Origin of the sequence: Vibrio sp. CCB-PB317 (assembly GCF_022808245.1) — a bacterium.
GTDB classification, from domain to species: Bacteria; Pseudomonadota; Gammaproteobacteria; order Enterobacterales; family Vibrionaceae; genus Vibrio; species Vibrio diabolicus.
In genome coordinates this window covers 224410-243846 of the sequence record NZ_JALGNU010000001.1, presented here as the reverse complement: position 1 = coordinate 243846, position 19437 = coordinate 224410, and the positions used below count along the sequence as shown (strand labels likewise).

General features: G+C 46.6%; 17 protein-coding genes. 7 read left to right on the top strand and 10 right to left on the bottom strand.

The window, feature by feature from the left end; all coding sequences use genetic code 11:
* Window positions 1-26 precede the first annotated feature (26 nt).
* On the bottom strand, window positions 27-578 hold the full coding sequence (locus MTR11_RS01180) for a BON domain-containing protein (RefSeq protein WP_047009372.1): 552 nt from the start codon (window positions 576-578) through the stop codon (window positions 27-29).
* A 435-nt stretch (window positions 579-1013) separates the two neighbouring features.
* Here MTR11_RS01180 and MTR11_RS01175 point away from each other — a divergent pair, with 435 nt between their 5' ends.
* Complete coding sequence (locus MTR11_RS01175) at window positions 1014-2357, top strand: sigma-54 interaction domain-containing protein (RefSeq protein ID WP_243326904.1); 1344 nt, start codon at window positions 1014-1016, stop codon at window positions 2355-2357.
* An 87-nt stretch (window positions 2358-2444) separates the two neighbouring features.
* Here MTR11_RS01175 and MTR11_RS01170 read toward each other — a convergent pair whose 3' ends face one another.
* The 3 genes from MTR11_RS01170 to ftnA form a co-directional block, all read right to left on the bottom strand.
* Window positions 2445-3638 (bottom strand): NAD(P)/FAD-dependent oxidoreductase, encoded by a 1194-nt coding sequence (locus MTR11_RS01170; RefSeq protein ID WP_243326902.1) that lies wholly within the window; start codon window positions 3636-3638, stop codon window positions 2445-2447.
* A 180-nt stretch (window positions 3639-3818) separates the two neighbouring features.
* A complete protein-coding gene (uspB, locus tag MTR11_RS01165) occupies window positions 3819-4142 on the bottom strand; it encodes a universal stress protein UspB (RefSeq protein WP_005394407.1) in 324 nt (107 codons plus the stop codon).
* Window positions 4143-4233: 91 nt separating this feature from the next.
* On the bottom strand, window positions 4234-4761 hold the full coding sequence (gene ftnA / locus MTR11_RS01160) for a non-heme ferritin (RefSeq protein ID WP_005379167.1): 528 nt from the start codon (window positions 4759-4761) through the stop codon (window positions 4234-4236).
* 281 nt (window positions 4762-5042) lie between these two features.
* Between ftnA and uspA the strand changes: the two genes are divergently transcribed.
* Both uspA and MTR11_RS01150 read left to right on the top strand, forming a co-directional pair.
* Window positions 5043-5468: a universal stress protein UspA gene (gene uspA / locus MTR11_RS01155; protein ID WP_005379165.1), complete on the top strand. Its 426-nt coding sequence runs from the start codon at window positions 5043-5045 to the stop codon at window positions 5466-5468.
* Window positions 5469-5532: 64 nt separating this feature from the next.
* Window positions 5533-6411: a carboxylate/amino acid/amine transporter gene (locus tag MTR11_RS01150; protein WP_006741764.1), complete on the top strand. Its 879-nt coding sequence runs from the start codon at window positions 5533-5535 to the stop codon at window positions 6409-6411.
* 72 nt (window positions 6412-6483) lie between these two features.
* Here MTR11_RS01150 and MTR11_RS01145 read toward each other — a convergent pair whose 3' ends face one another.
* The 3 genes from MTR11_RS01145 to MTR11_RS01135 all read right to left on the bottom strand — a co-directional run bounded on the left by MTR11_RS01145 (window position 6484) and on the right by MTR11_RS01135 (window position 11238).
* Window positions 6484-7056 (bottom strand): hypothetical protein, encoded by a 573-nt coding sequence (locus tag MTR11_RS01145; protein ID WP_243326900.1) that lies wholly within the window; start codon window positions 7054-7056, stop codon window positions 6484-6486.
* Between the two features lie 186 nt (window positions 7057-7242).
* The gene (locus MTR11_RS01140) at window positions 7243-8022 is read right to left on the bottom strand and encodes a class I SAM-dependent methyltransferase (protein WP_243326899.1); all 780 of its coding nucleotides are present in this window, start codon (window positions 8020-8022) and stop codon (window positions 7243-7245) included.
* 90 nt (window positions 8023-8112) lie between these two features.
* The gene (locus MTR11_RS01135; RefSeq protein ID WP_243326898.1) at window positions 8113-11238 is read right to left on the bottom strand and encodes an EAL domain-containing protein; all 3126 of its coding nucleotides are present in this window, start codon (window positions 11236-11238) and stop codon (window positions 8113-8115) included.
* Between the two features lie 113 nt (window positions 11239-11351).
* On the opposite strand from MTR11_RS01135, the gene asnC reads away from it, so the two are divergent.
* Window positions 11352-11816: a transcriptional regulator AsnC gene (asnC, locus tag MTR11_RS01130; RefSeq protein ID WP_005394393.1), complete on the top strand. Its 465-nt coding sequence runs from the start codon at window positions 11352-11354 to the stop codon at window positions 11814-11816.
* Between the two features lie 75 nt (window positions 11817-11891).
* Here asnC and prlC read toward each other — a convergent pair whose 3' ends face one another.
* On the bottom strand, window positions 11892-13934 hold the full coding sequence (gene prlC, locus MTR11_RS01125; protein WP_243326897.1) for an oligopeptidase A: 2043 nt from the start codon (window positions 13932-13934) through the stop codon (window positions 11892-11894).
* A gap of 395 nt (window positions 13935-14329) precedes the next feature.
* Here prlC and MTR11_RS01120 point away from each other — a divergent pair, with 395 nt between their 5' ends.
* The gene (locus tag MTR11_RS01120; protein WP_243326896.1) at window positions 14330-15169 is read left to right on the top strand and encodes a 23S rRNA (adenine(2030)-N(6))-methyltransferase RlmJ; all 840 of its coding nucleotides are present in this window, start codon (window positions 14330-14332) and stop codon (window positions 15167-15169) included.
* A 259-nt stretch (window positions 15170-15428) separates the two neighbouring features.
* Window positions 15429-16784 (top strand): glutathione-disulfide reductase, encoded by a 1356-nt coding sequence (gene gorA, locus MTR11_RS01115; protein WP_031818769.1) that lies wholly within the window; start codon window positions 15429-15431, stop codon window positions 16782-16784.
* Between the two features lie 81 nt (window positions 16785-16865).
* On the opposite strand, the gene MTR11_RS01110 is transcribed toward gorA, so the two are convergent.
* Window positions 16866-17771, bottom strand: coding sequence for a LysR family transcriptional regulator (locus tag MTR11_RS01110; RefSeq protein ID WP_025622053.1), 906 nt, complete (start codon window positions 17769-17771; stop codon window positions 16866-16868).
* Window positions 17772-17891: 120 nt separating this feature from the next.
* Between MTR11_RS01110 and xapA the strand changes: the two genes are divergently transcribed.
* Entirely contained in the window at window positions 17892-18716 is an 825-nt protein-coding gene (gene xapA, locus MTR11_RS01105; RefSeq protein WP_005379149.1) for a xanthosine phosphorylase, read from the top strand.
* A 105-nt stretch (window positions 18717-18821) separates the two neighbouring features.
* Here xapA and MTR11_RS01100 read toward each other — a convergent pair whose 3' ends face one another.
* Window positions 18822-19433 carry a bifunctional 4-hydroxy-2-oxoglutarate aldolase/2-dehydro-3-deoxy-phosphogluconate aldolase gene (locus MTR11_RS01100; RefSeq protein WP_005379148.1) on the bottom strand — a complete coding sequence of 204 codons (612 nt, stop codon included), beginning with the start codon at window positions 19431-19433 and terminating at the stop codon, window positions 18822-18824.
* Between the last annotated feature and the right edge of the window lie 4 nt (window positions 19434-19437).

Genomic DNA, 19437 nt, shown 5'->3' with positions numbered 1-19437 from the left:
ATTGGGTTAGGTCACTCGGCTCGTTATTATTGAACCACTTCTAGCTTATCAATCACCTTATTTACATCATTGGTATTATTTGCAATTGAAAGTGCAAGATCATGCTCCGCATCTGAATTAACCTTACCTGCCAACGTTACCGTTTTACGTTCCGTCGTTACATCAATGTCCGTACCACTTACATTGGTATCCATCAGTAGGCGAGTTTTAACTATAGTCGTGATTTTAGAGTCGGTCAGTGTGGCTAATGCCTCTGAATCGGTTTCTTTCTTACCTTCATTCACCACTGACAATTCGTTATTTACTTCTTTCACACCATCAAGACCTGTTACAAGCTCTTCGGCCAGCGATTTTTCAAGGTCATTGTTTACCGAACCAGAAAGGGTAACTACCTGATTTTCAACATCGGTGTTGATATCAAAAGAGTTAAGGTTACTGTTTAGCAGCAGCGTCGTTTCAGCTTTACCATCTAGCCAAGCGTCCATGGATTCTTTTTCCCATTTATCACTCGCTAAGACTGCTGTAGATGAAGTAGCAAGAACTGACGTAAGTACAATTTTAGCTGCGATGTTATTCATGGTAATTCTCCTTTATTGACGTTGTATTTCCATAGGAGCAAACCATGTGCCAAGTTTGTAACTTATTATTTTTAAAGGAATAATAAAAACAAGAGATAAAAATAAGACGAATAAGAAAATATAAGTATGAATTATTTACACAGAAGAAATGTAATTTTTAATCGTTAATAATTTCGCAATCAATTACATAATACGCCAATAAAAGATGAGACATTATTTCTTCGACTTCACTTAATCGCAGAATTATTATTTAAAATGTGAGACACCCGAATAAAGAAGCAATATTTATCAGAATTATTACTGATATATACCAAGAGAGGATCAACAACATTAAAATAGCCTACAGACCCTTAAATCTCTGCTGACAATATTTTGTCTTGTGCACTTAGAATAATCCACGTACATTGTTTCTGTCATAGTAAAGAGGACATTTCTATGTCGTTGCCAAGCCTGTTTCTACGAATACAAGACCCGACACTTAAAGATGCTATTGCCTCTTGCCAGGAACTGAACAAATTTCGTCTGCATAATACCGATGCCGCAGATAGTTGGATTGAAGATTTCCTACAACTCAAACCGGAAGTTGCGATTGTTGAAGTCGCCCACTTTACTAGCGCAGATTACCAGCGCCTTTCTAATATCGAAGACATCTACGATATGGACTTGATCATCATTAGCTCTGGTGCTCCAAACGAAAATTTGGATAAGCTAATGAACTTAGGTGCAATTTTTCACTACAGAAAACCCGTAGATATTGCCATTTTGACGGACACCCTAAGCGAAGTCAGCCAGTACTATCAGCAAAAACAAGATCAAGGACGTAAAGTGTCCACTAGCGATCTCGACCAATTTGGCCTTTTGGTGGGTTCCTCATCGCCAATGCATCAGCTCTATCGCATGATCCGACGCGTCGCAAAAACAGAAGCCAACGTCCTCATTGTCGGTGAAAGCGGCTCGGGTAAAGAGTTAGTCGCACAGACCATTCATTTAGCTAGCGATCGCAAGCAACAACCCTTTATCGCGATTAACTGTGGTGCGATTAGCCCAGAGTTGGTCGATAGTGAACTGTTTGGCCATGAAAAAGGCGCCTTTACCGGAGCGAATAAAACTCACCAAGGTGTATTTAAACAGGCAGAAGGCGGCACGCTGTTTTTAGATGAAATCACCGAGATGCCTATCGAGCATCAAGTGAAGCTATTGCGTGTGTTGGAAACCGGAGAGTATCGCCCAGTAGGTAGTAATACGGTGCATATCGCCAACACTCGCATCATTGCCGCCACCAACCGTGATCCTAAAGTCGCCATTGAAGAGCAGTTCCTGCGTGAAGATCTGTTTTTCCGTTTATCGCACTTCCCATTAACGATACCGCCACTGCGAGATCGAGGCAGTGACATCGTCGGTCTGGCTAAGCACTTTATCGCGCACCGCAACGCAAATGAGGCTAAAACCAAAACCATTCTTGATTCTGCCATCCAAAAAATCGCCGTGCACGATTGGCCAGGTAATGTCCGTGAGCTCAAACACACGATCGAGCGCGCGTTTATTTTGGCTGATGACACCATCCGAGATGAACACCTGATCTTCGATACGCCACCATTGGAAACAGGCACCAGCATCGAAGACCTTGTTCCAGCGGGCGTTTCGCTAGAAGAGCTAGAAAAAGCCGCTATTCTCAATACCCTTGAAGAGAATCAAGGCAATAAAACGGAATCAGCGCAGGAGTTAGGCATTAGCGTTAAAACGCTCTACAACAAACTCGAAAAGTATCAAGACGAGTAACTCGCTGTGGAACTACAAAAAAGAGCACTGAATCGTATTCCGTGCTCTTTTTTTATCTTATCTTTTATGCGGATGTGTAGTGTTTGATTACACCCACTGACCCGCGACAAAGCCGCTCGACCAGCACCACTGAAAATTATAGCCCCCTAACCAGCCAGTCACATCCATCACTTCGCCAATGAAGTACAGCCCTTTGATGTTTTTGCATTCCATGGTTTTCGAAGATAAGTGATCGGTATCCACACCGCCTAGTGTCACTTCCGCGGTTCGGTAGCCTTCAGTGCCATTCGGGGCGATATCCCAATGCTCTAAACGATCCACAATCGCCGCAAGCTCCTTTTGATTGAACTGCTTTAGCGGTTTATCGACCAGCTCTTTACGTTCAATCAAGACTTCAACCAAGCGCTTTGGTAGCACTTTAGCGAGCGTATTTTTGAGCGACTGATTCGGATGCTTTTCACGGCTGCGTTCTAATAACTCGGCAACATCATCGTTTGGCACCAGATTAATCGACACCTTTTGCCCCGCTCGCCAGAATGATGAAATCTGTAAAACGGCTGGGCCAGATAAACCACGATGCGTGAACAACAGGGCTTCTTTGAACATGGTGCCATCTTCAGCTGTAATTTCCGCAGGTACCGCGATACCAGATAATTCAGCAAAGTCTTCTTTGTCTTCTTTATGCAACGTAAATGGCACCAGCCCTGCCGTAGTTGGGATAACTCGAAGACCAAATTGTTCCGCGACTTTATAGCCAAATGGTGTCGCCCCCAGTTTTGGCATCGACAAGCCACCTGTTGCGATAACTAAAGACTCACACTCGACAATTTCAGTGCCAGCATGCAAACGAAAGCCTTCATCGATTTTCTCAATTGAGTGAACATCGCATTGGTAACGCTGCTCGATATTCGGCATATCACATTCAGCCAGCAGCATCTTCACGATGTCTTTCGCCGTAAACGCATCGACACAAAACAGCTGACCGTGATCGCGCTCTTCAAATTCAATACCATGCTTACACACCATCGAGATAAAATCCCAGTTGGTGTATTGAGAAAGCGCCGACTTAACGAAATGCGGGTTTTGGCATAGGTAGTTGCTGGCTGAGACGTCGTAATTAGTGAAGTTACAACGGCCACCGCCTGAGATAAGGATTTTACGTCCTGGCTTTTTAGCATGATCGAGCACCAAAACACGGCGGCCTCGCTTGCCGGCTTCTGCAGCACACATCAAACCCGCTGCACCTGCGCCAATTACAACAACATCAAATTTCTTACTCATCGGTAGCTCTTAGACTGATTGGGATCGAATCGAAATAAAAAAGGATGTGCACATTGCACATCCTTGCTTTCTAGGCGCGACATTCTACCGACAAATCTCGAAGGGGAAAAGCGCTTAAACGGTAAGCGCTATGCATGCCCGTACAATCTTAGGAGATTAACTCGCTAGATTATTGATTCTTTAAAGAATGAAGGCCGCGAGTAGGGTAACACCGAGCAAAGCGGTCGATAAAACAAATAGCTCACGCACCCTTTCGCACTTACCAGTAAAAATCTCATCGTGGTGATGGTGATATTCTTTACTTTTGATGTAGTGGAACAAACGCACCTGTTTGGTGACATTTCCATGGGTGGTAAAAAAGCCATTGCCATCAACTTGCTGATATAATAACGGATGCGCTTCACGCATGATGTAAATTAGAGAACGAAGAGCGGTGAGATACCGGATCATGTTGACTCCAGTTACCACCATTAGCGCAAATAAGATTGTGTCTCCACTGATCATCTTTTCCTCCCTACATCTTCAACAATGCTCAAGAGAAAAAGACGATCAATGCTTCGTCTTTACCCGCTACTTATAGCGTCAAAAAACGCGTTTACGCAGCTGGAGCATCCATGATTGAAGATGAACCTTCTTTCGCCATTTGTGCTAGATCTTTGTCGATGAAGAACAATGCTTTACCATCTTCACCTACTAATTCGATCTTATCTAAAATCCCTTTAAACAACTTCTCTTCTTCGTGTTGTTCAGACACGTACCACTGTAGGAAGTTAAACGTTGAGTAGTCTTGGCTAGTAAATGCAACATGTGCCAATTTATTGATTTTTTCCGTGATCATTTGCTCATGTTCGAAGGTCTCGCGGAAAACATCACCTAAGCTAGCAAAATCATGCTTTGGTGCATCAATAGCGCCCAAAATTGGCATTGAGCCAGTTTCACTTACGTAGGTGAATAGGCGTTGCATGTGCTCCATTTCTTCTACGGCGTGAGCGCGTAAAAATTCAGCCGCACCTTCAAAACCTTTGTCTTCACACCAAGCACTCATTTGTAAGTATAGATTGGATGAGAAAAATTCTAGGTTAATTTGCTCATTCAATTGTTCGACCATAGTTTGAGACAGCATGTTAACTCCTATTAATGTGCATGCAATATACCCAAGTAACCTCGATATAAACGACGCCGCGAGATTGACTTGCTCTACATCAGAGGCAAGGTTTTACTTGAACTATAGTCAGTAACAGAGCGCTGAACTCCGCATCTCAAAGTCACTTGGGTATAACGCCACTATAACATGATTACTGAGACAAGACTTTGTACCTACGACACTGATATGAGATCACTTCAGCAAATTTTTTTGGGGGTTAGTGCTAATCTAAAACTATGACCTTACAAGGAGATAGCAATATGAGTTACAAACACATACTTGTGGCAGTCGACCTGTCAGACGACAGTAAAGTGTTGATTAAAAAAGCCGTATCACTGGCTAAACCTCTGGATGCGAAAGTCTCTTTTATTCACATCGACGTGAACTACGCAGAGCTCTACACCGGGCTTATCGACATCAATATGGCAGAAGCGCAACATCAAGCAATGGAAGCGTCGCGCACACAATTGGCGAATTTCGCAGAATATGCGCAATACCCAATAGCCCATACTTTGGTCGGTAGTGGCGATTTGAGTAATGAGCTGTGCGATACCATTCAAGATTACAGTATCGACTTGGTGGTTTGTGGTCATCACCAAGATTTCTGGAGCAAGATTCTGTCTTCGACTCGACAACTGATTAACTGCTCTCCAGTCGATATGCTGGTCGTACCGCTAAAAGACTGATTGGCGCGACGTTAAAACTTGGTTAGACTGCGGGCACATTTGTTGTTGATAAAGATTCTCATCCATGGCTTATCTATCCGCAGTTACCCTACTTTGGGCATTCTCATTTAGCCTGATCGGCGTTTACCTCGCTGGTCAGGTTGATTCTTGGTTCTCGGTGTTCATGCGCGTGGCACTGGCGAGTCTGGTTTTCATTCCCTTTTTAAAATTCCGTGGCGTTAGCAAATCCTTAATCGCGAAACTGATGACGGTCGGTGGCTTTCAGCTTGGTCTGATGTACTGCTTCTACTACCAATCTTTTTTGCTCCTTTCCGTGCCAGAAGTATTGCTGTTCACCGTATTCACACCCATTTACGTCACGCTGATCTATGACTTCTTGAAAGGTCGCTTTTCACCTTGGTATTTGGTTACCGCGGCGATTGCTGTATTTGGCGCAGCCTGGATTAAGTTTGCAGGCATTAATGAAGACTTCCTGCTGGGCTTTTTGGTCGTACAAGGAGCAAACCTCTGTTTTGCCATTGGTCAGGTAGGCTACAAATACATCATGGAAAGTGAGCCGGTTGATTTGCCCCAACACACCGTGTTTGGTTACTTCTACTTAGGTGCGCTTTGTGTAGCAACCGTGGCTTTCGCTCTGATGGGCAACCTCGACAAACTACCCACCACCGCAACGCAATGGGGCATTCTGACGTACCTTGGTTTAATTGCTTCCGGTTTTGGTTACTTCGCGTGGAACAAAGGCGCAACCATGGTAAACGCAGGAGCACTTGCAGTAATGAACAACGCATTGGTTCCGGCGGGTTTGATTGTGAATATTGTGATTTGGAACCGCGATGTTGATGTCATGCGACTCGCCATTGGCGGTGCGATCATCATGCTATCGCTATGGATTAACGAAACCTGGGTGAAAAAGCGCGTCGAAATGAGCTACGCCAAGAAGTAAAGCGACCGCTCCCAACACACATACCGACAATAAAAAACGCTCTCCAACTGGAGAGCGTTTTTTTGGATTAGATTAATGCACTTTGACTTGCGAGCTTGTGCTCATCAACGCATTAGGTGGCGTTGATAGCAACACCTCTAGCTTGGCATTGCGCGCTTCAAGCTTGCGCTGACGCTTAAGTAACTTTTGTTGTTTTTTCGCTACTTTTAACAACTTCTTCTGCTGCTTATAATGCTTTTTCAGTGCTTTTTTCGCTTTCTTAAGCGATTTTTTATCCGCTAAATCAAACCATACTGGTGCGTCGGCTCTTACTGGCTCCAGGGATTTTTCGGCTTGCTTTTTCTCTTTCACGCGCTCAACAACACGCTTCACAATCGCTGCTTTTTCGTTGCTTTGTTTTGTTGTCATAGGAATCGGTTGTACTGGCAGCGCTTCAGCCAATAAGCCACATGATTGTTGCTCGTTCAATGGCTTGTCTTGGCATTTTTGCGGCGGAATAGCGGCTGGCTTACACAGGGTATCTTTGGCCGCTGAAGAACGTGCGCAAGAGCGACAAACAAACTTTGGTGCGACAACTAAACGATGGATGTCACCAAGCTCCGCCGCGATCTGTTTACGACTCATTTTACATAAGCGTTTAGCCATTCTACTACTCCAGCTTCCCAATTATCGACCGCATCACAACAAGTGAAATAATAATAATTCTTAGTTAGATATACAGTCAGGGAGGAGAATTAGCAAGAGAAAACTATCAGTAACGATTCAGAAAGAGAGGCTTGATCACAGCACGATACACCGTACTGTGACAAGAAAAGTTGAGCGGTCAGGAAGTTATGCCATTGAGGCTTTAACATAGACATCAAAGCGATTTTTTTTGGTTTCAATCGCCATGGTCGGCTTTTGCTCCTTCAGCCAGTTTGCATAGTCTGGGCGCTTCACCACCACGCGTTTTGTGGCTAACGCCATGGCAGGATCTAGCAAACCATCGGCGTCCAAATCGGCGCCAACCAACGATTGGAAAACGCGCATCTCTTTTTTTACGAGCGCCGATTTCTTCTTGTTTTCTGGGTGCGGATACATAGGGTCGAGATACACCACATCTGGCTGAACAAAGTCTTCATCTTGTGCCAGCTGTTCCAATGCATCATGACTGGAGGCATGGATCAGCGACATACGCTCTGATACCCAAGTTCCAATTTCAGGGTCTTGTTTCGCACGCGCTAAGCCGTCATCCAGCAACGCTGCGACTACCGGGTGTCGCTCCACCATCTGTACCTTACAGCCGAGCGAAGCCAAAACGAACGCATCACGTCCCAGCCCCGCCGTGCCGTCTAGAACGGTTGGCGTTGCCCCTTTGTTCAAACCTGCGGCTTTTGCGATGGCTTGGCCCTTACCACCACCAAATTTTCGGCGATGTCCCACTGCGCCACCAATTAAATCGACAAAAATAGCGCCCAACTTTGGCTCATCCACTTTACGCAGCTCTAAACGCTCGGTGGTCAGCACCAAAGCAAAATCGCTCTCGTCAGTGTGAGAAAGCTGCCAGCGCGCAGCCAGTTCATCCAGATGAGGTTGTTGAGACGGGTCTTCACAGATCAATTGCAGTTGCAAAAGGAGGCTCCAATAAAAAATCGCGGTAACTGGCGCTGAGTGTATACCTAAGTTACCTCTCAATGCTAGGTTGAGCTTGATATGACAAGACTACTCAGCCGTCAGTCGCTCAACTAACTCAGAAAGCGGTTGAGGATGTCCAATACCGTAGCCTTGGCCATAATCCACACCAAGATCGATCAAATGCTGCATGACTTGTTCGTTTTCGACAAACTCCGCCACCGTCACTTTACCTAGCTGTTTTGCCAGATCATTGATCGAGCGAACCATCACACGGTCCATTTCATTTACGTTGATATCTCGCACGAAAAGACCATCAATTTTCACGATATCAACGGGAAGTTTCTTTAAGTAACCAAATGAAGACAAGCCCGAACCAAAGTCATCCAATGCAATCATGCAACCCAGCGCTTTGAGCTTGGTGAAGAGCTCAATGGCTTGCTCAAGATTACTCATCGCTGCTGTCTCGGTGATTTCTAGACAGATTTTTTCACACGGCATGGACGAACGTTCCAATCGCTCCAATAAGAAATCGATAAACTCTTGATTCCCCATAGATTGACCTGAAAGGTTTATCGAACAACGGCCGAGTTTTTCAACCACCTCTGGGCGTTGCTCAAACCATTCTAGCGTTTGAGTAATGACCTGTTTATCAATCCAATGCGCAATGTTGTAGCGCTCGGAAGCCGGAATAAACAGTGCAGGAGAAACATAATCACCATATCCATTGCGAATGCGCACTAAAATCTCAAAATACATCTGAGCATCGTGCTTTTGTAAGCTTTTGATCGGTTGAGCAAATAACTCTAAACGCTGATTCGACAATGCCTCATGCACCAGATTGACGCTCTGCATTTCCATCTGGCGACGTTGTAGCTCTTCGTTATCTAAGCTGAACAGATTGTAGCGGTTACGGCCTTGCTCCTTGGCGGCATGACACGCAGAGTCTGCTTGAGCATGCACCATTTGCGGCGTCTCTGCCGTATGGTCGATGATACGAATACCAATAGAACAACTGATGAACAAGCGTGTATCTTCCCAAATAAAGAGATGTTCACTCAACGTCGAGATGATCAGTTTAGCGATATTAATCGCGCCGTATTCGTCGCAATCTTTGAGTAGTACCGCAAACTCATCGCCTCCCATTCGAGCCAAGATGGAATTGTATGGCAGCACTTCCTCTAACATGCTGGCGCAAAATTGAATCGCCGCGTCACCCGCATCATGCCCAACCGTATCATTGAGGACTTTTAGCTGATCTAAGTCGAGGTACAGCATGGCGTGAACGCGACGATGGCTGTCCACCTCACGCAGTGCGGTCTTGAGCTCTAGTTCAAAGTGGTTTCTGTTATAAGTCCCTGTCAGTAAGTCATAGCGCGCTTGATATTCCAGTTTCTCGGAAAGCTGTTTAGTTTCTGTAATATCTTCACCCACAATCAACAGCTGATCAGATTCACTTAGTGGACGAATGTTCTCACGTACCCAAACACGATGACCATTTGCATGGCGATACTCGACTTCCCGTCGCCAGACCCCATGCACCTGTTGATTGGGTTGCAATAGCACTTGGCGAGGAAACAGTACCTTGTCATCAAAATAAAACTCCCTTAGGCGGTGTCCGAGCATGTCCATCGGTTTGTAGCCGAGGAGTAGCTGAGCAAATCGATTCACTTCTTGAATGCGGTTATTGCTGTCGAGCGTCACCATCATGACAGGCTGTTGCTCATAATAGTTACGCAGGGTTGATTCGCGTTGATAGAGCTTATCTTCCATCAACTTACGACTAGTGATATCGCGCGCTTCAAACAAGTATTGCTTTTGATTTCCTACTTGCTGAGAAAAAGGCTTGAGTGAAATTTCCAACACCAATGTACCGTGCTCTTTACTCCAAATTTCAGCCTCAAACGTCGACACTTGATGGTGAGGCGCGTGGAAATACGCCTCAAGCAACGCTTGCGCTTTCTCACTCCAATTGGGATGAAACCAAAGTGGTCGATCTAAACGCAGCCCTTGGTGATACAGCAAAGATTGCAGGTGATCGTTGCCCGATTTAAGTACACCGTTGGCATCCAAAATGCCCATATACTGCATGCTCTGATCAAAAATCGATTCTAAGATGGCTTGGCTTTCTCGCGCGGCACTCTCACTGCGACGCATCCGCTGTAAATAGTAACCCATCAACAAAATGACCACCGACATCACCACAAATAGGCTACCAAACAAGCGAATTTCTTTGGCAAAACGCTCAGAAAACTTCATCGGTTTATTAAAAAACACCGCAGAGACCTCTTGCTCAGCACCCAGCCCCCAGCGTACTACAGCTTGATAATCGAGCTTGATTTCAGAATCACTTTTCTTCACGGCTGGCAGAGCTTGGTCAGGGTTATCCAATACAAACTCAAGTATCTCAGCGCTCTCAATGCCATGCCGATAACCACTCTGGATCACGCCACCAACCGCACCGTGCCCTAAGCCAATGTCGTGCACCATAAACAGCGGCGCATTTGAGGCTCTGTTAACGCCAATCCAGTCACGTTCACTGCCAACCACACCCTGTTTATCTCGGTAATAAGTCCAAAACAGGACGACTTTATCTTTATTCAGCTTCGCCACTTGTTGCTTTAAGTCAATGATACTGTCGGGAATAACTTGCACAATTTTGTCGCGATATTGCGGATGTTCATGTACAAAATCGTCGATTTGATAGCGTAATACCTCTCCCGTTACGGAATGGTCACTGACAATAAGAATTTGGGTGTAATCAGGGTGTAGTCGCTCTATGAGGGCTAAATTTGCCTCCAAATCGACATCTTCTGTTACTCCTGTTGCGTTCAGAGATTGGTGCAAAGAAGGATGATAATTGTTGATGCCGTTAAATATAACCGGGGTGTCTTTGATGATTGGCGCCAAACGCTGCATCAGTTCAAGCGCGTTGTTATCACTCACTAAAATGGCATCGAATCGTTCTTTGCTTAATTTCGTACGATATAAGGATTCAAGCTGAGCGAAAAACTGCTCACTCTGGTTACGTTTCGAGTCTAAATAGAGCACACGCATATCCAGCGATCGATCACCCAATTGCTGCTCGATACCTCGCTGTATGGAATCCGTCCAGAAAAAACCTTGATGATAGGAGTGCACGACCAAAACTTTCGGATCTGAGGCCGCGGCAAACGCGCTCCAACATAGCGCGACAATAACCAGAAAACGCTGCACATTATCTCCATAGCTCGGAGTTAACCCGCAGTTACTCCTGCCAAACCTTGTGAATCCTATCCGCTATGAGTATAAAAGGGAGGTAAAACTCTATCCCTAACGGAAATAATAGTATGAATGCGAGCCTGCCGAAACTCGACGACCTTGACCGCGCAATATTAAAAACACTGATGGCTGACGCCAGAACGCCCTACGCAGAAATGGCAAAGCAGTTCGATGTCAGCCCTGCCACTATCCATGTGCGTATTGAGAAGATGAAATCGGCTGACATCATCGAAGGAACGGAGGTGATCGTAAATACCAAAAAGCTCGGCTACGATGTGTGCTGCTTCATTGGTATTAACCTAAACGCAGCTCGTGATTACCATTCCGCGCTAGAAAAACTCAACGCGCTCGACGAAGTCGTTGAAGCTTACTACACCACGGGCGCGTATAACATATTCGTCAAATTGATGTGCAAATCGATTGAAGAACTGCAATTTGTGCTGATTGATAAACTGCAAGCCATTGATGAGGTTCAGTCTACGGAGACATTAATATCGCTGCAGAACCCAATTAACCGCAGTGTGAATCCGTGAATTTTTTATAAAAAATGGACAAAAAAAGGCCAACCGAATGGTTGGCCTTAGTATTTTTGGAAAGACAGCGTGCGCTTACGCTGCAATACCAGAATGGCGCAATAGCGCATCAATTTGTGGTTCACGACCACGGAAGCGCTTAAACAGCTCCATTGGTTCTTCGCTACCACCCATTTCTAGGATGTTATTCAGGAAGCTTTGACCCGTTTCTTTGTTGAAGATACCTTCTTCTTCAAAGCGAGAATAAGCGTCTGACGACAGCACTTCAGCCCACAGATAGCTGTAGTAACCCGCGCTGTAACCACCAGCGAAGATGTGACCGAAGCTGTGCGAGAAGCGCGCCCACTCAACTGCTGGAACCACCGCAACTTTCTCTTTCACTTTCGCCAGAGTTTCCAGTACACGCGCACCCACTTCTGGGTCGTATTCGGTGTGCAGAGTAAAGTCGAACAAACCGAATTCTAGCTGACGCAAAATGCCCATCGCCGACTGGAAGTTCTTCGCCGCGAGCATCTTATCTAGCATCGCTTTTGGCAACGGCTCGCCTGTCTCATAGTGACCAGAAATGAACGCCAGTGCGTCCTCTTCCCAACACCAGTTTTCCAGGAACTGACTTGGCAATTCAACCGCATCCCAAGGTACGCCATTAATGCCTGATACCGCGCCAGTTTCGACTTGCGTCAGCATGTGGTGGATGCCGTGACCAAATTCATGGAAAAGTGTCACAACTTCATCGTGCGTAAACAGTGCTGGCTTGTCGCCCACTGGACGGTTGAAGTTACACGTTAGGTAAGCCACCGGCGTTTGCAGTTCGCCAGAGAGCGTAATACGACGACCACGACAGTCATCCATCCACGCACCACCACGTTTGTGCTCACGTGCATAGAGATCTAGGTAGAAACTGCCACGGAGTGTGCCTTCAGCATCAAAGATATCGAAATAGCGCACGGACTCATGCCAAGTGTCTACGCCTTCGCGCTCTTTTACTGTCATACCAAACACGCGGTTTAGCACTTCAAACAGACCGCTCACGACTTTTGACTCTGGGAAGTATGGGCGCAGTTCTTCATCCGAAATTTGGAACAGGTGCTGCTTTTGTTTCTCGCTGTAGTAAGCGATATCCCAAACGTTCAGCTCTTCAACACCAAACTCACTTTTTGCAAACTGACGTAACTCTTCGACTTCACGTTCACCTTGCGGTTTCGCTCGTGTCGCTAGGTCATTCAGGAAGCCCAGCACTTGATCCGGCGTTTCAGCCATCTTTGTTGCTAACGACTTTTCACTGTAAGTATTGAAACCCAACATGCGTGAAATTTCGTGACGCAGTCTCAGTTGCTCAGTAATGATTTCTGAGTTGTCCCACTTACCAGCATTTGGACCGCGATCAGAGGCGCGCGTCACATACGCTTCGTACACTTCTTTACGCAACTCTTGGTTGTCGCAGTACGTCATGACAGGTAGGTAAGATGGGATATCCAGCGTAATGAGGTAACCATCTAACTCTTTTGCTTCTGCCGCGGCTTTCGCTGCTGCCAGCGCCGATTCTGGCATGCCAGCAAGGTCTTTCTCATCCGTGATGTGCTTGGTCCAACCCATGGTGGCATCCAGTACATTGTTAGAGAATTTAGAGCTGAGCTCAGACATGCGCTTGCTGATTTCGCCGTAACGGTGCTGCTCATCGGATGGTAAACCAATACCCGATAGCTCAAAGTCTCGTAACGCATCGGTGATGGTTTTTTGTTGAGCGCGAGTCAGCGTTGCGAATGCATCACTGGCTTTAATTGCTTTGTAGGCTTCGTACAGGCCTTTGTGCTGACCAACCCAAGTGCCGTACTCTGACAAAATTGGCAAACAACTTTCGTACGCTTCACGCAGATCTTCGCTGTTCACCACGGAGTTCATGTGACCCACTGGCGACCAAATGCGGCTTAAGCGGTCATCCGCTTCTTCAATTGGCGCAATCACACTGTCCCAAGTTGGGTGAGCATTATCTTTTAGAACTTCATCGATTTTCGCTCGGCATTCAGCAATCGCTTGTTCAACGGCAGGCTTGATGTGTTCTGGTTTAATTTGAGAAAACGGAGGTAAGTCCGTAAACGTCAGAAGAGGATTAGACATGAATAATTCCTTTTGTGTTTTGACTCTGTGATTGCCTGTCTATTTTGTGTAGATAGGCCAACTCAATGTACAGACGAGCCAGCAACATGGATAGGGGGAGCTCCGTTCCCTTTCTCTATGCTGCGATGACCATATAGTCAACGAGCGCTACTCTGTCCTTGAGTCTTGTTATACCTAAATGAGATTTCACACTCTTTGAGCACGAGAAACTCACCTAGTTCAATTCGATTACCAATAGTAAGTGTGGGTGACTTAAAGAAATTTCAATAGTGAGCCCCTATTAGAGGAACGGATTTGATTGGAAGTTCTACATCTTTAAGTTACTTGAGTATAATACCGCCATAGAGTGAAAATCACAGACCACACTCAACCAAAGAGTGTTTCGAGAGTTTAATTTGTTAAGTTACCGCCACAGCTTCCACGCCGGAAACCATGCCGACGTGGTCAAACACATCGTTCAAAGCCTCATTCTTGATGCGCTGAAACAAAAAGATAAACCATTCGTTTATCACGATACCCACTCGGGTGTGGGCCGTTACGATCTGACTCACGAATGGTCTGAAAAAACGGGCGAATACAAACAAGGCATCGCGCGTATTTGGGACAACCCAAACATTACTGAAGACATCAAAAGCTACATCGATGCCATCAAAGTGCTCAACAACGGCGAGAAGCTGCGTTACTACCCAGGCTCACCACGTGTAGCGCGCGCGCAAATCCGCCCACAAGATCGCATGGTGCTGACGGAGCTGCACCCAGCCGATCACCCGTTGTTAGAGCAAGAATTCCATCGCGATCGCCAAGTGAGTATCTTCAAAGAGGACGGGTTCCAGCGTCTAAAAGCAAGCTTACCGCCACAAGAGCGTCGTGGTTTGGTGCTGATTGACCCACCATACGAACTCGCGAAAGAGTACCGCGATGTGGTGCGCGCGATTCATCAGAGCCATAAGCGTTGGGCAACCGGTATCTACGCGATTTGGTACCCAGTGGTAAACCGTCACGACATCGAAGATATGATCGAAGGCCTGGAAGCACTGGGCATTCGTAAAATTCTGCAAATCGAGTTAGGTGTCGCACCCGACACCAACGAGCGCGGCATGACGGCATCCGGCATGATTGTGATTAACCCGCCGTGGAAACTGGAAAGCCAGATGAAAGAGATTCTGCCATTCCTGCAAGACGCGATCGCACCAGCCACCGGCCACTGGAAAGTGGACTGGATTGTGCCAGAGTAAGCTCATCTGCACCGAAACCTCTCAGCGCAACGACATTTTCGTTGCGCTTTTTTATACTCTCAACTTTGCCCTCTCATCGCGCTTATTCTTCTTTTTGTACCTCTCATCGCTATTTGTCATAAGCAATGTCACTTTTTCCCATTTAGGAATTCGTTACATTCGATTTATGATAGTGGGATAACGGTGGCATTGAGTTCAGGCAAGGTCATCCCAATCTATCTATGTACCAGATAAAATTTATAAGCTCTTGGAGAAAGTAATGGCGACTCATTTTGACTATATCTGTATCGGTGGCGGCAGTGGCGGCATCGCATCTGCAAACCGTGCGGCGATGTACGGCGCGAAAGTTGCGCTAATCGAAGCTCAAGATCTCGGTGGTACCTGTGTCAACGTAGGTTGTGTACCGAAGAAAGTGATGTGGCACGGCGCACAAATCGCAGAAGCAATGAACCTGTACGCAGAAGATTACGGTTTTGATGTCGACGTGAAAGGTTTCGACTGGAGCAAACTGGTTGAGAGCCGTCAGGCGTACATTGGTCGTATTCACCAATCTTACGATCGCGTTCTTGGCAACAACAAAGTAAACGTAATTAAAGGCTTTGCTAAGTTTGTTGACGAGAAAACCGTAGAAGTAAACGGTGAACATTATACTGCGGATCACATTCTGATCGCGGTTGGTGGTCGTCCTACTATTCCAAACATTCCAGGCGCTGAATACGGCATCGATTCAAACGGCTTCTTCGACCTAGCAGAGCAACCAAAACGCGTTGCGGTTGTGGGCGCAGGCTACATCGCAGTTGAAATTGCTGGCGTGCTGCACGCACTAGGTACAGAAACACACCTGTTCGTACGTAAAGAGTCACCACTGCGTAGCTTCGATCCAATGATCATCGATACGTTGGTTGAAGTGATGGACGCAGAAGGTCCAACACTGCACACTCACTCTGTACCAAAAGAAGTGGTAAAAGAAGCCGATGGCAGCCTAACTCTGCACCTAGAAAACGGTGAGAGCCAAAACGTTGACCAACTGATTTGGGCAATCGGTCGTCACCCAGCAACAGACGCAATCAACCTAGCATCAACTGGCGTGGCAACGAACGAAAAAGGCTACATTAAGGTAGACGAATACCAAGAAACCAACGTGAAAGGCATCTACTGTGTGGGTGACATCATGGAAGGCGGCATCGAGCTAACGCCAGTAGCCGTGAAAGCGGGTCGTCAACTTTCTGAGCGTTTGTTCAACAATAAACCAAACGCGAAGATGGACTACGATTTGGTACCAACTGTGGTATTTAGCCACCCACCAATCGGCACTATCGGTCTTACAACGCAAGAAGCGGAAGAGAAGTACGGCAAAGACAACATCAAAGTCTACACATCTGGCTTTACTGCGATGTACACCGCCGTTACTAAGCACCGTCAACCATGTAAGATGAAGCTTGTATGTGCGGGCGAAGAAGAAACGGTTGTTGGTCTACACGGCATCGGTTTCACGGTAGATGAAATGATCCAAGGCTTCGGCGTAGCAATGAAGATGGGCGCAACCAAAGCAGACTTCGACTCTGTTGTGGCTATCCACCCAACGGGCTCTGAAGAGTTCGTAACGATGCGTTAATTACGCGCTAATCGCATTGCTGATTTCAGCGAATCATTCGAAAAGGTCACCTTAGGGTGACCTTTTTTTGTTAGCCCATGCTTAACTCGCATTCTCCAATAACGTGCGAATAAACTCGGCTTTGATAGCACTCTCCTGCTTACCATCATGAATCAGACACAAGTCTGCACGCAGTGACTCTTTCAGCTTGATAAAACGAATCCCATGCCAATGATGCTGAGAAAACGTCGACGGCACCAACGTCACGGTATTGCTGTTTGCTACATATGCCATCAAGGTGCTTGGCTCCACCACTTGTTTGCCAATATGGGGTGAAAAGCCTTCTTGCAGACAGGCATTGATGATGAAGTTTGCCGAGGCAGAATTCGCCAAACTCATAAACGCAAACTCACACGCCTTTAAATCTTGGAGCCGCAGCAAAGATTTGCTGGCTAACTCATGTTGCTCCGACACCGCCACCACAAACACATCTTTGCCCAAAGACACCGACTGATACGGATAAATGTTGAGTGCATCGGCAAAACGTACAATGCCCACGTCGATTTTCTTCTCACTCAGATGCTTCTTTTGCGTCTCTGGGTTAAGGTCAAAAATGTCGGCGTGATAAGTGCTATGCTCAGCATGGAAGCGCTGTAACAAACGATCAAATCCGCCCCAAAATGCACTACTTACCACACCAACTCGCAAGATATTTCTCTGGTTCAAACCCACTTGCTGCACTTGATTGAGTGAGACATCCAAGGTCTGAAAAATCAGTTGGCATTTGGACTCCAACAATCGCCCGGCCTCCGTCAGCATGACGTTTCTTGAATCACGCTCAAACAGTTTGACGTTAAGCACTTCTTCCAACTCTTTGATGCGATTGCTCAACGGCGAATTGGTGATATTGAGATTCTCGGCGGCCTTAGTGAAATGCTTGGTTTGTGCGACCTCGTAAAAATAACGCAGCATCTTCAGCGTCACGCGCTCAAATGGTTCTGACTTCATAATTGAGTCCTAGCGAATTTCATCATCCTCTTTTTAAGGATGATAGTAGCGAATAAAGCAAAGATAACCAGCACAGAAAGTCACACAATGGAATCAACACACAACCAGAAGGTGACTAACATGAATCACGATCCAGTAATCGGCGCACTACAAACCATTCGCGAACGCAAACCAAACTTCCAACCTAAAGCGGCGTTTATTTTAGGCTCTGGCTTAGGCGTATTGGCAGACGAGCTACAAGACAAAGTGGTCATTCCATACGAAGAGCTCGAAGGCTTTCCGGTTAGCACCGTGCAAGGCCACTCTGGTGAGTTGGTACTTGGTACCATGGGCGGCGTAGACGTAGTGTGCATGAAAGGTCGCGGCCACTACTACGAACACGGCTCAATGAAGGTCATGACCACGCCCGTGCGCACCTTTAAAAAGCTGGGCTGTGAGTTTTTACTCGTCACCAACGCGGCAGGCTCACTTCGCCCTGAACGCATCGATGTCGGTTCTCTGGTGGTATTTCATGACCACATCAATACCATGCCTGAATCACCAATGATCGGTCCGAATGATGAAGAGTACGGCCCGAGGTTCTTCAGCCTCGCCAATGCGTACGACAAAGACCTACGCGCAGAAGCGTTTGAAGTCGGCAAAGCCAATGGCATTCACCTGAATGAAGGCGTGTTTGTCTCTTACACCGGCCCCAACTTTGAGACCGCAGCCGAAATCCGCATGATGCAAATCATCGGTGGTGATGTAGTGGGCATGTCGGTCGTGCCAGAGGTGATTTCTGCGGCGCATTGCGGCTTACCCGTATTGGCAGTGTGTGCGATCACCAACATGGCAGAAGGCTTGGGAGATGTAGAATTGTCTCACGCCCAAACATTGAAGTGCGCGAAGCTAGCCGAAGCAGATTTCATTCGCTTTATTAAGCGCTTTATGAAGCATCACTTCTAAAGCTGCTTTATTCCAAAAAGCAAAAGGGTCATCAAGTAACTTGATGACCCTTTTTCGTATCACGTTTCCCAACGTTCGTGGGCATTTCAGAGCCGTTTGTGCGTTTTACTTAACTGCGCGAACCAATTCAGCAATGCCTTCCCAATCGCCGTTGTCCATCATTGCGGTTGGCACCATCCACGTACCGCCACAAGCCACAACCGATTTCAACGCTAGGTAATCTTCCACGTTAGATGGGCTTACGCCACCTGTTGGCATGAATTCCACTGGGTAAACCGCCGTGAGTGCTTTCAGCATGCTTACGCCGCCTGATGGCTCAGCAGGGAAGAACTTCAACGTACGCAGACCCATCTCCATCGCTTGCTCAACCAAGCTTGGGTTGTTTACACCCGGTACGATAGTCACGCCACGTTGCTGACAGTATTTCACTGTGGTTGGGTTGAAGCCTGGGCTAACGATAAAGTCCACGCCCGCTTCGATTGCGATATCCACTTGTTCTGTGGTCAGAACGGTGCCCGCGCCAATCAACAGTTCTGGGTACGCTTCACGCATGATGCGAATCGACTCCGCCGCCGCTTCGGTGCGGAATGTTACTTCAGCACATGGTAAACCGTTTTCTACCAACACTTTTGCCAGTGGCAGAGCGTGTGCTACGTCGTTGATTGCGATAACTGGGACGATTTTGATTTCTCTTAATCGTTGTTCAAGTGTTGTCATGGGG

What these genes read in the sequence shown, in the direction of transcription:
- MTR11_RS01175 (WP_243326904.1), top strand. Translation starts at nt 1,014, where the DNA reads ATGTCGTTGCCAAGCCTGTTTCTACGAATACAAGACCCGACACTTAAA.
- uspA (WP_005379165.1), top strand. Translation starts at nt 5,043, where the DNA reads ATGAGTTACAAACACATACTTGTGGCAGTCGACCTGTCAGACGACAGT.
- ftnA (WP_005379167.1), bottom strand. Translation starts at nt 4,761, where the DNA reads ATGCTGTCTCAAACTATGGTCGAACAATTGAATGAGCAAATTAACCTA.
- MTR11_RS01170 (WP_243326902.1), bottom strand. Translation starts at nt 3,638, where the DNA reads ATGAGTAAGAAATTTGATGTTGTTGTAATTGGCGCAGGTGCAGCGGGT.
- uspB (WP_005394407.1), bottom strand. Translation starts at nt 4,142, where the DNA reads ATGATCAGTGGAGACACAATCTTATTTGCGCTAATGGTGGTAACTGGA.
- MTR11_RS01100 (WP_005379148.1), bottom strand. Translation starts at nt 19,433, where the DNA reads ATGACAACACTTGAACAACGATTAAGAGAAATCAAAATCGTCCCAGTT.
- xapA (WP_005379149.1), top strand. Translation starts at nt 17,892, where the DNA reads ATGAATCACGATCCAGTAATCGGCGCACTACAAACCATTCGCGAACGC.
- asnC (WP_005394393.1), top strand. Translation starts at nt 11,352, where the DNA reads ATGAATGCGAGCCTGCCGAAACTCGACGACCTTGACCGCGCAATATTA.
- MTR11_RS01110 (WP_025622053.1), bottom strand. Translation starts at nt 17,771, where the DNA reads ATGAAGTCAGAACCATTTGAGCGCGTGACGCTGAAGATGCTGCGTTAT.
- MTR11_RS01150 (WP_006741764.1), top strand. Translation starts at nt 5,533, where the DNA reads ATGGCTTATCTATCCGCAGTTACCCTACTTTGGGCATTCTCATTTAGC.
- MTR11_RS01145 (WP_243326900.1), bottom strand. Translation starts at nt 7,056, where the DNA reads ATGGCTAAACGCTTATGTAAAATGAGTCGTAAACAGATCGCGGCGGAG.
- prlC (WP_243326897.1), bottom strand. Translation starts at nt 13,934, where the DNA reads ATGTCTAATCCTCTTCTGACGTTTACGGACTTACCTCCGTTTTCTCAA.
- gorA (WP_031818769.1), top strand. Translation starts at nt 15,429, where the DNA reads ATGGCGACTCATTTTGACTATATCTGTATCGGTGGCGGCAGTGGCGGC.
- MTR11_RS01180 (WP_047009372.1), bottom strand. Translation starts at nt 578, where the DNA reads ATGAATAACATCGCAGCTAAAATTGTACTTACGTCAGTTCTTGCTACT.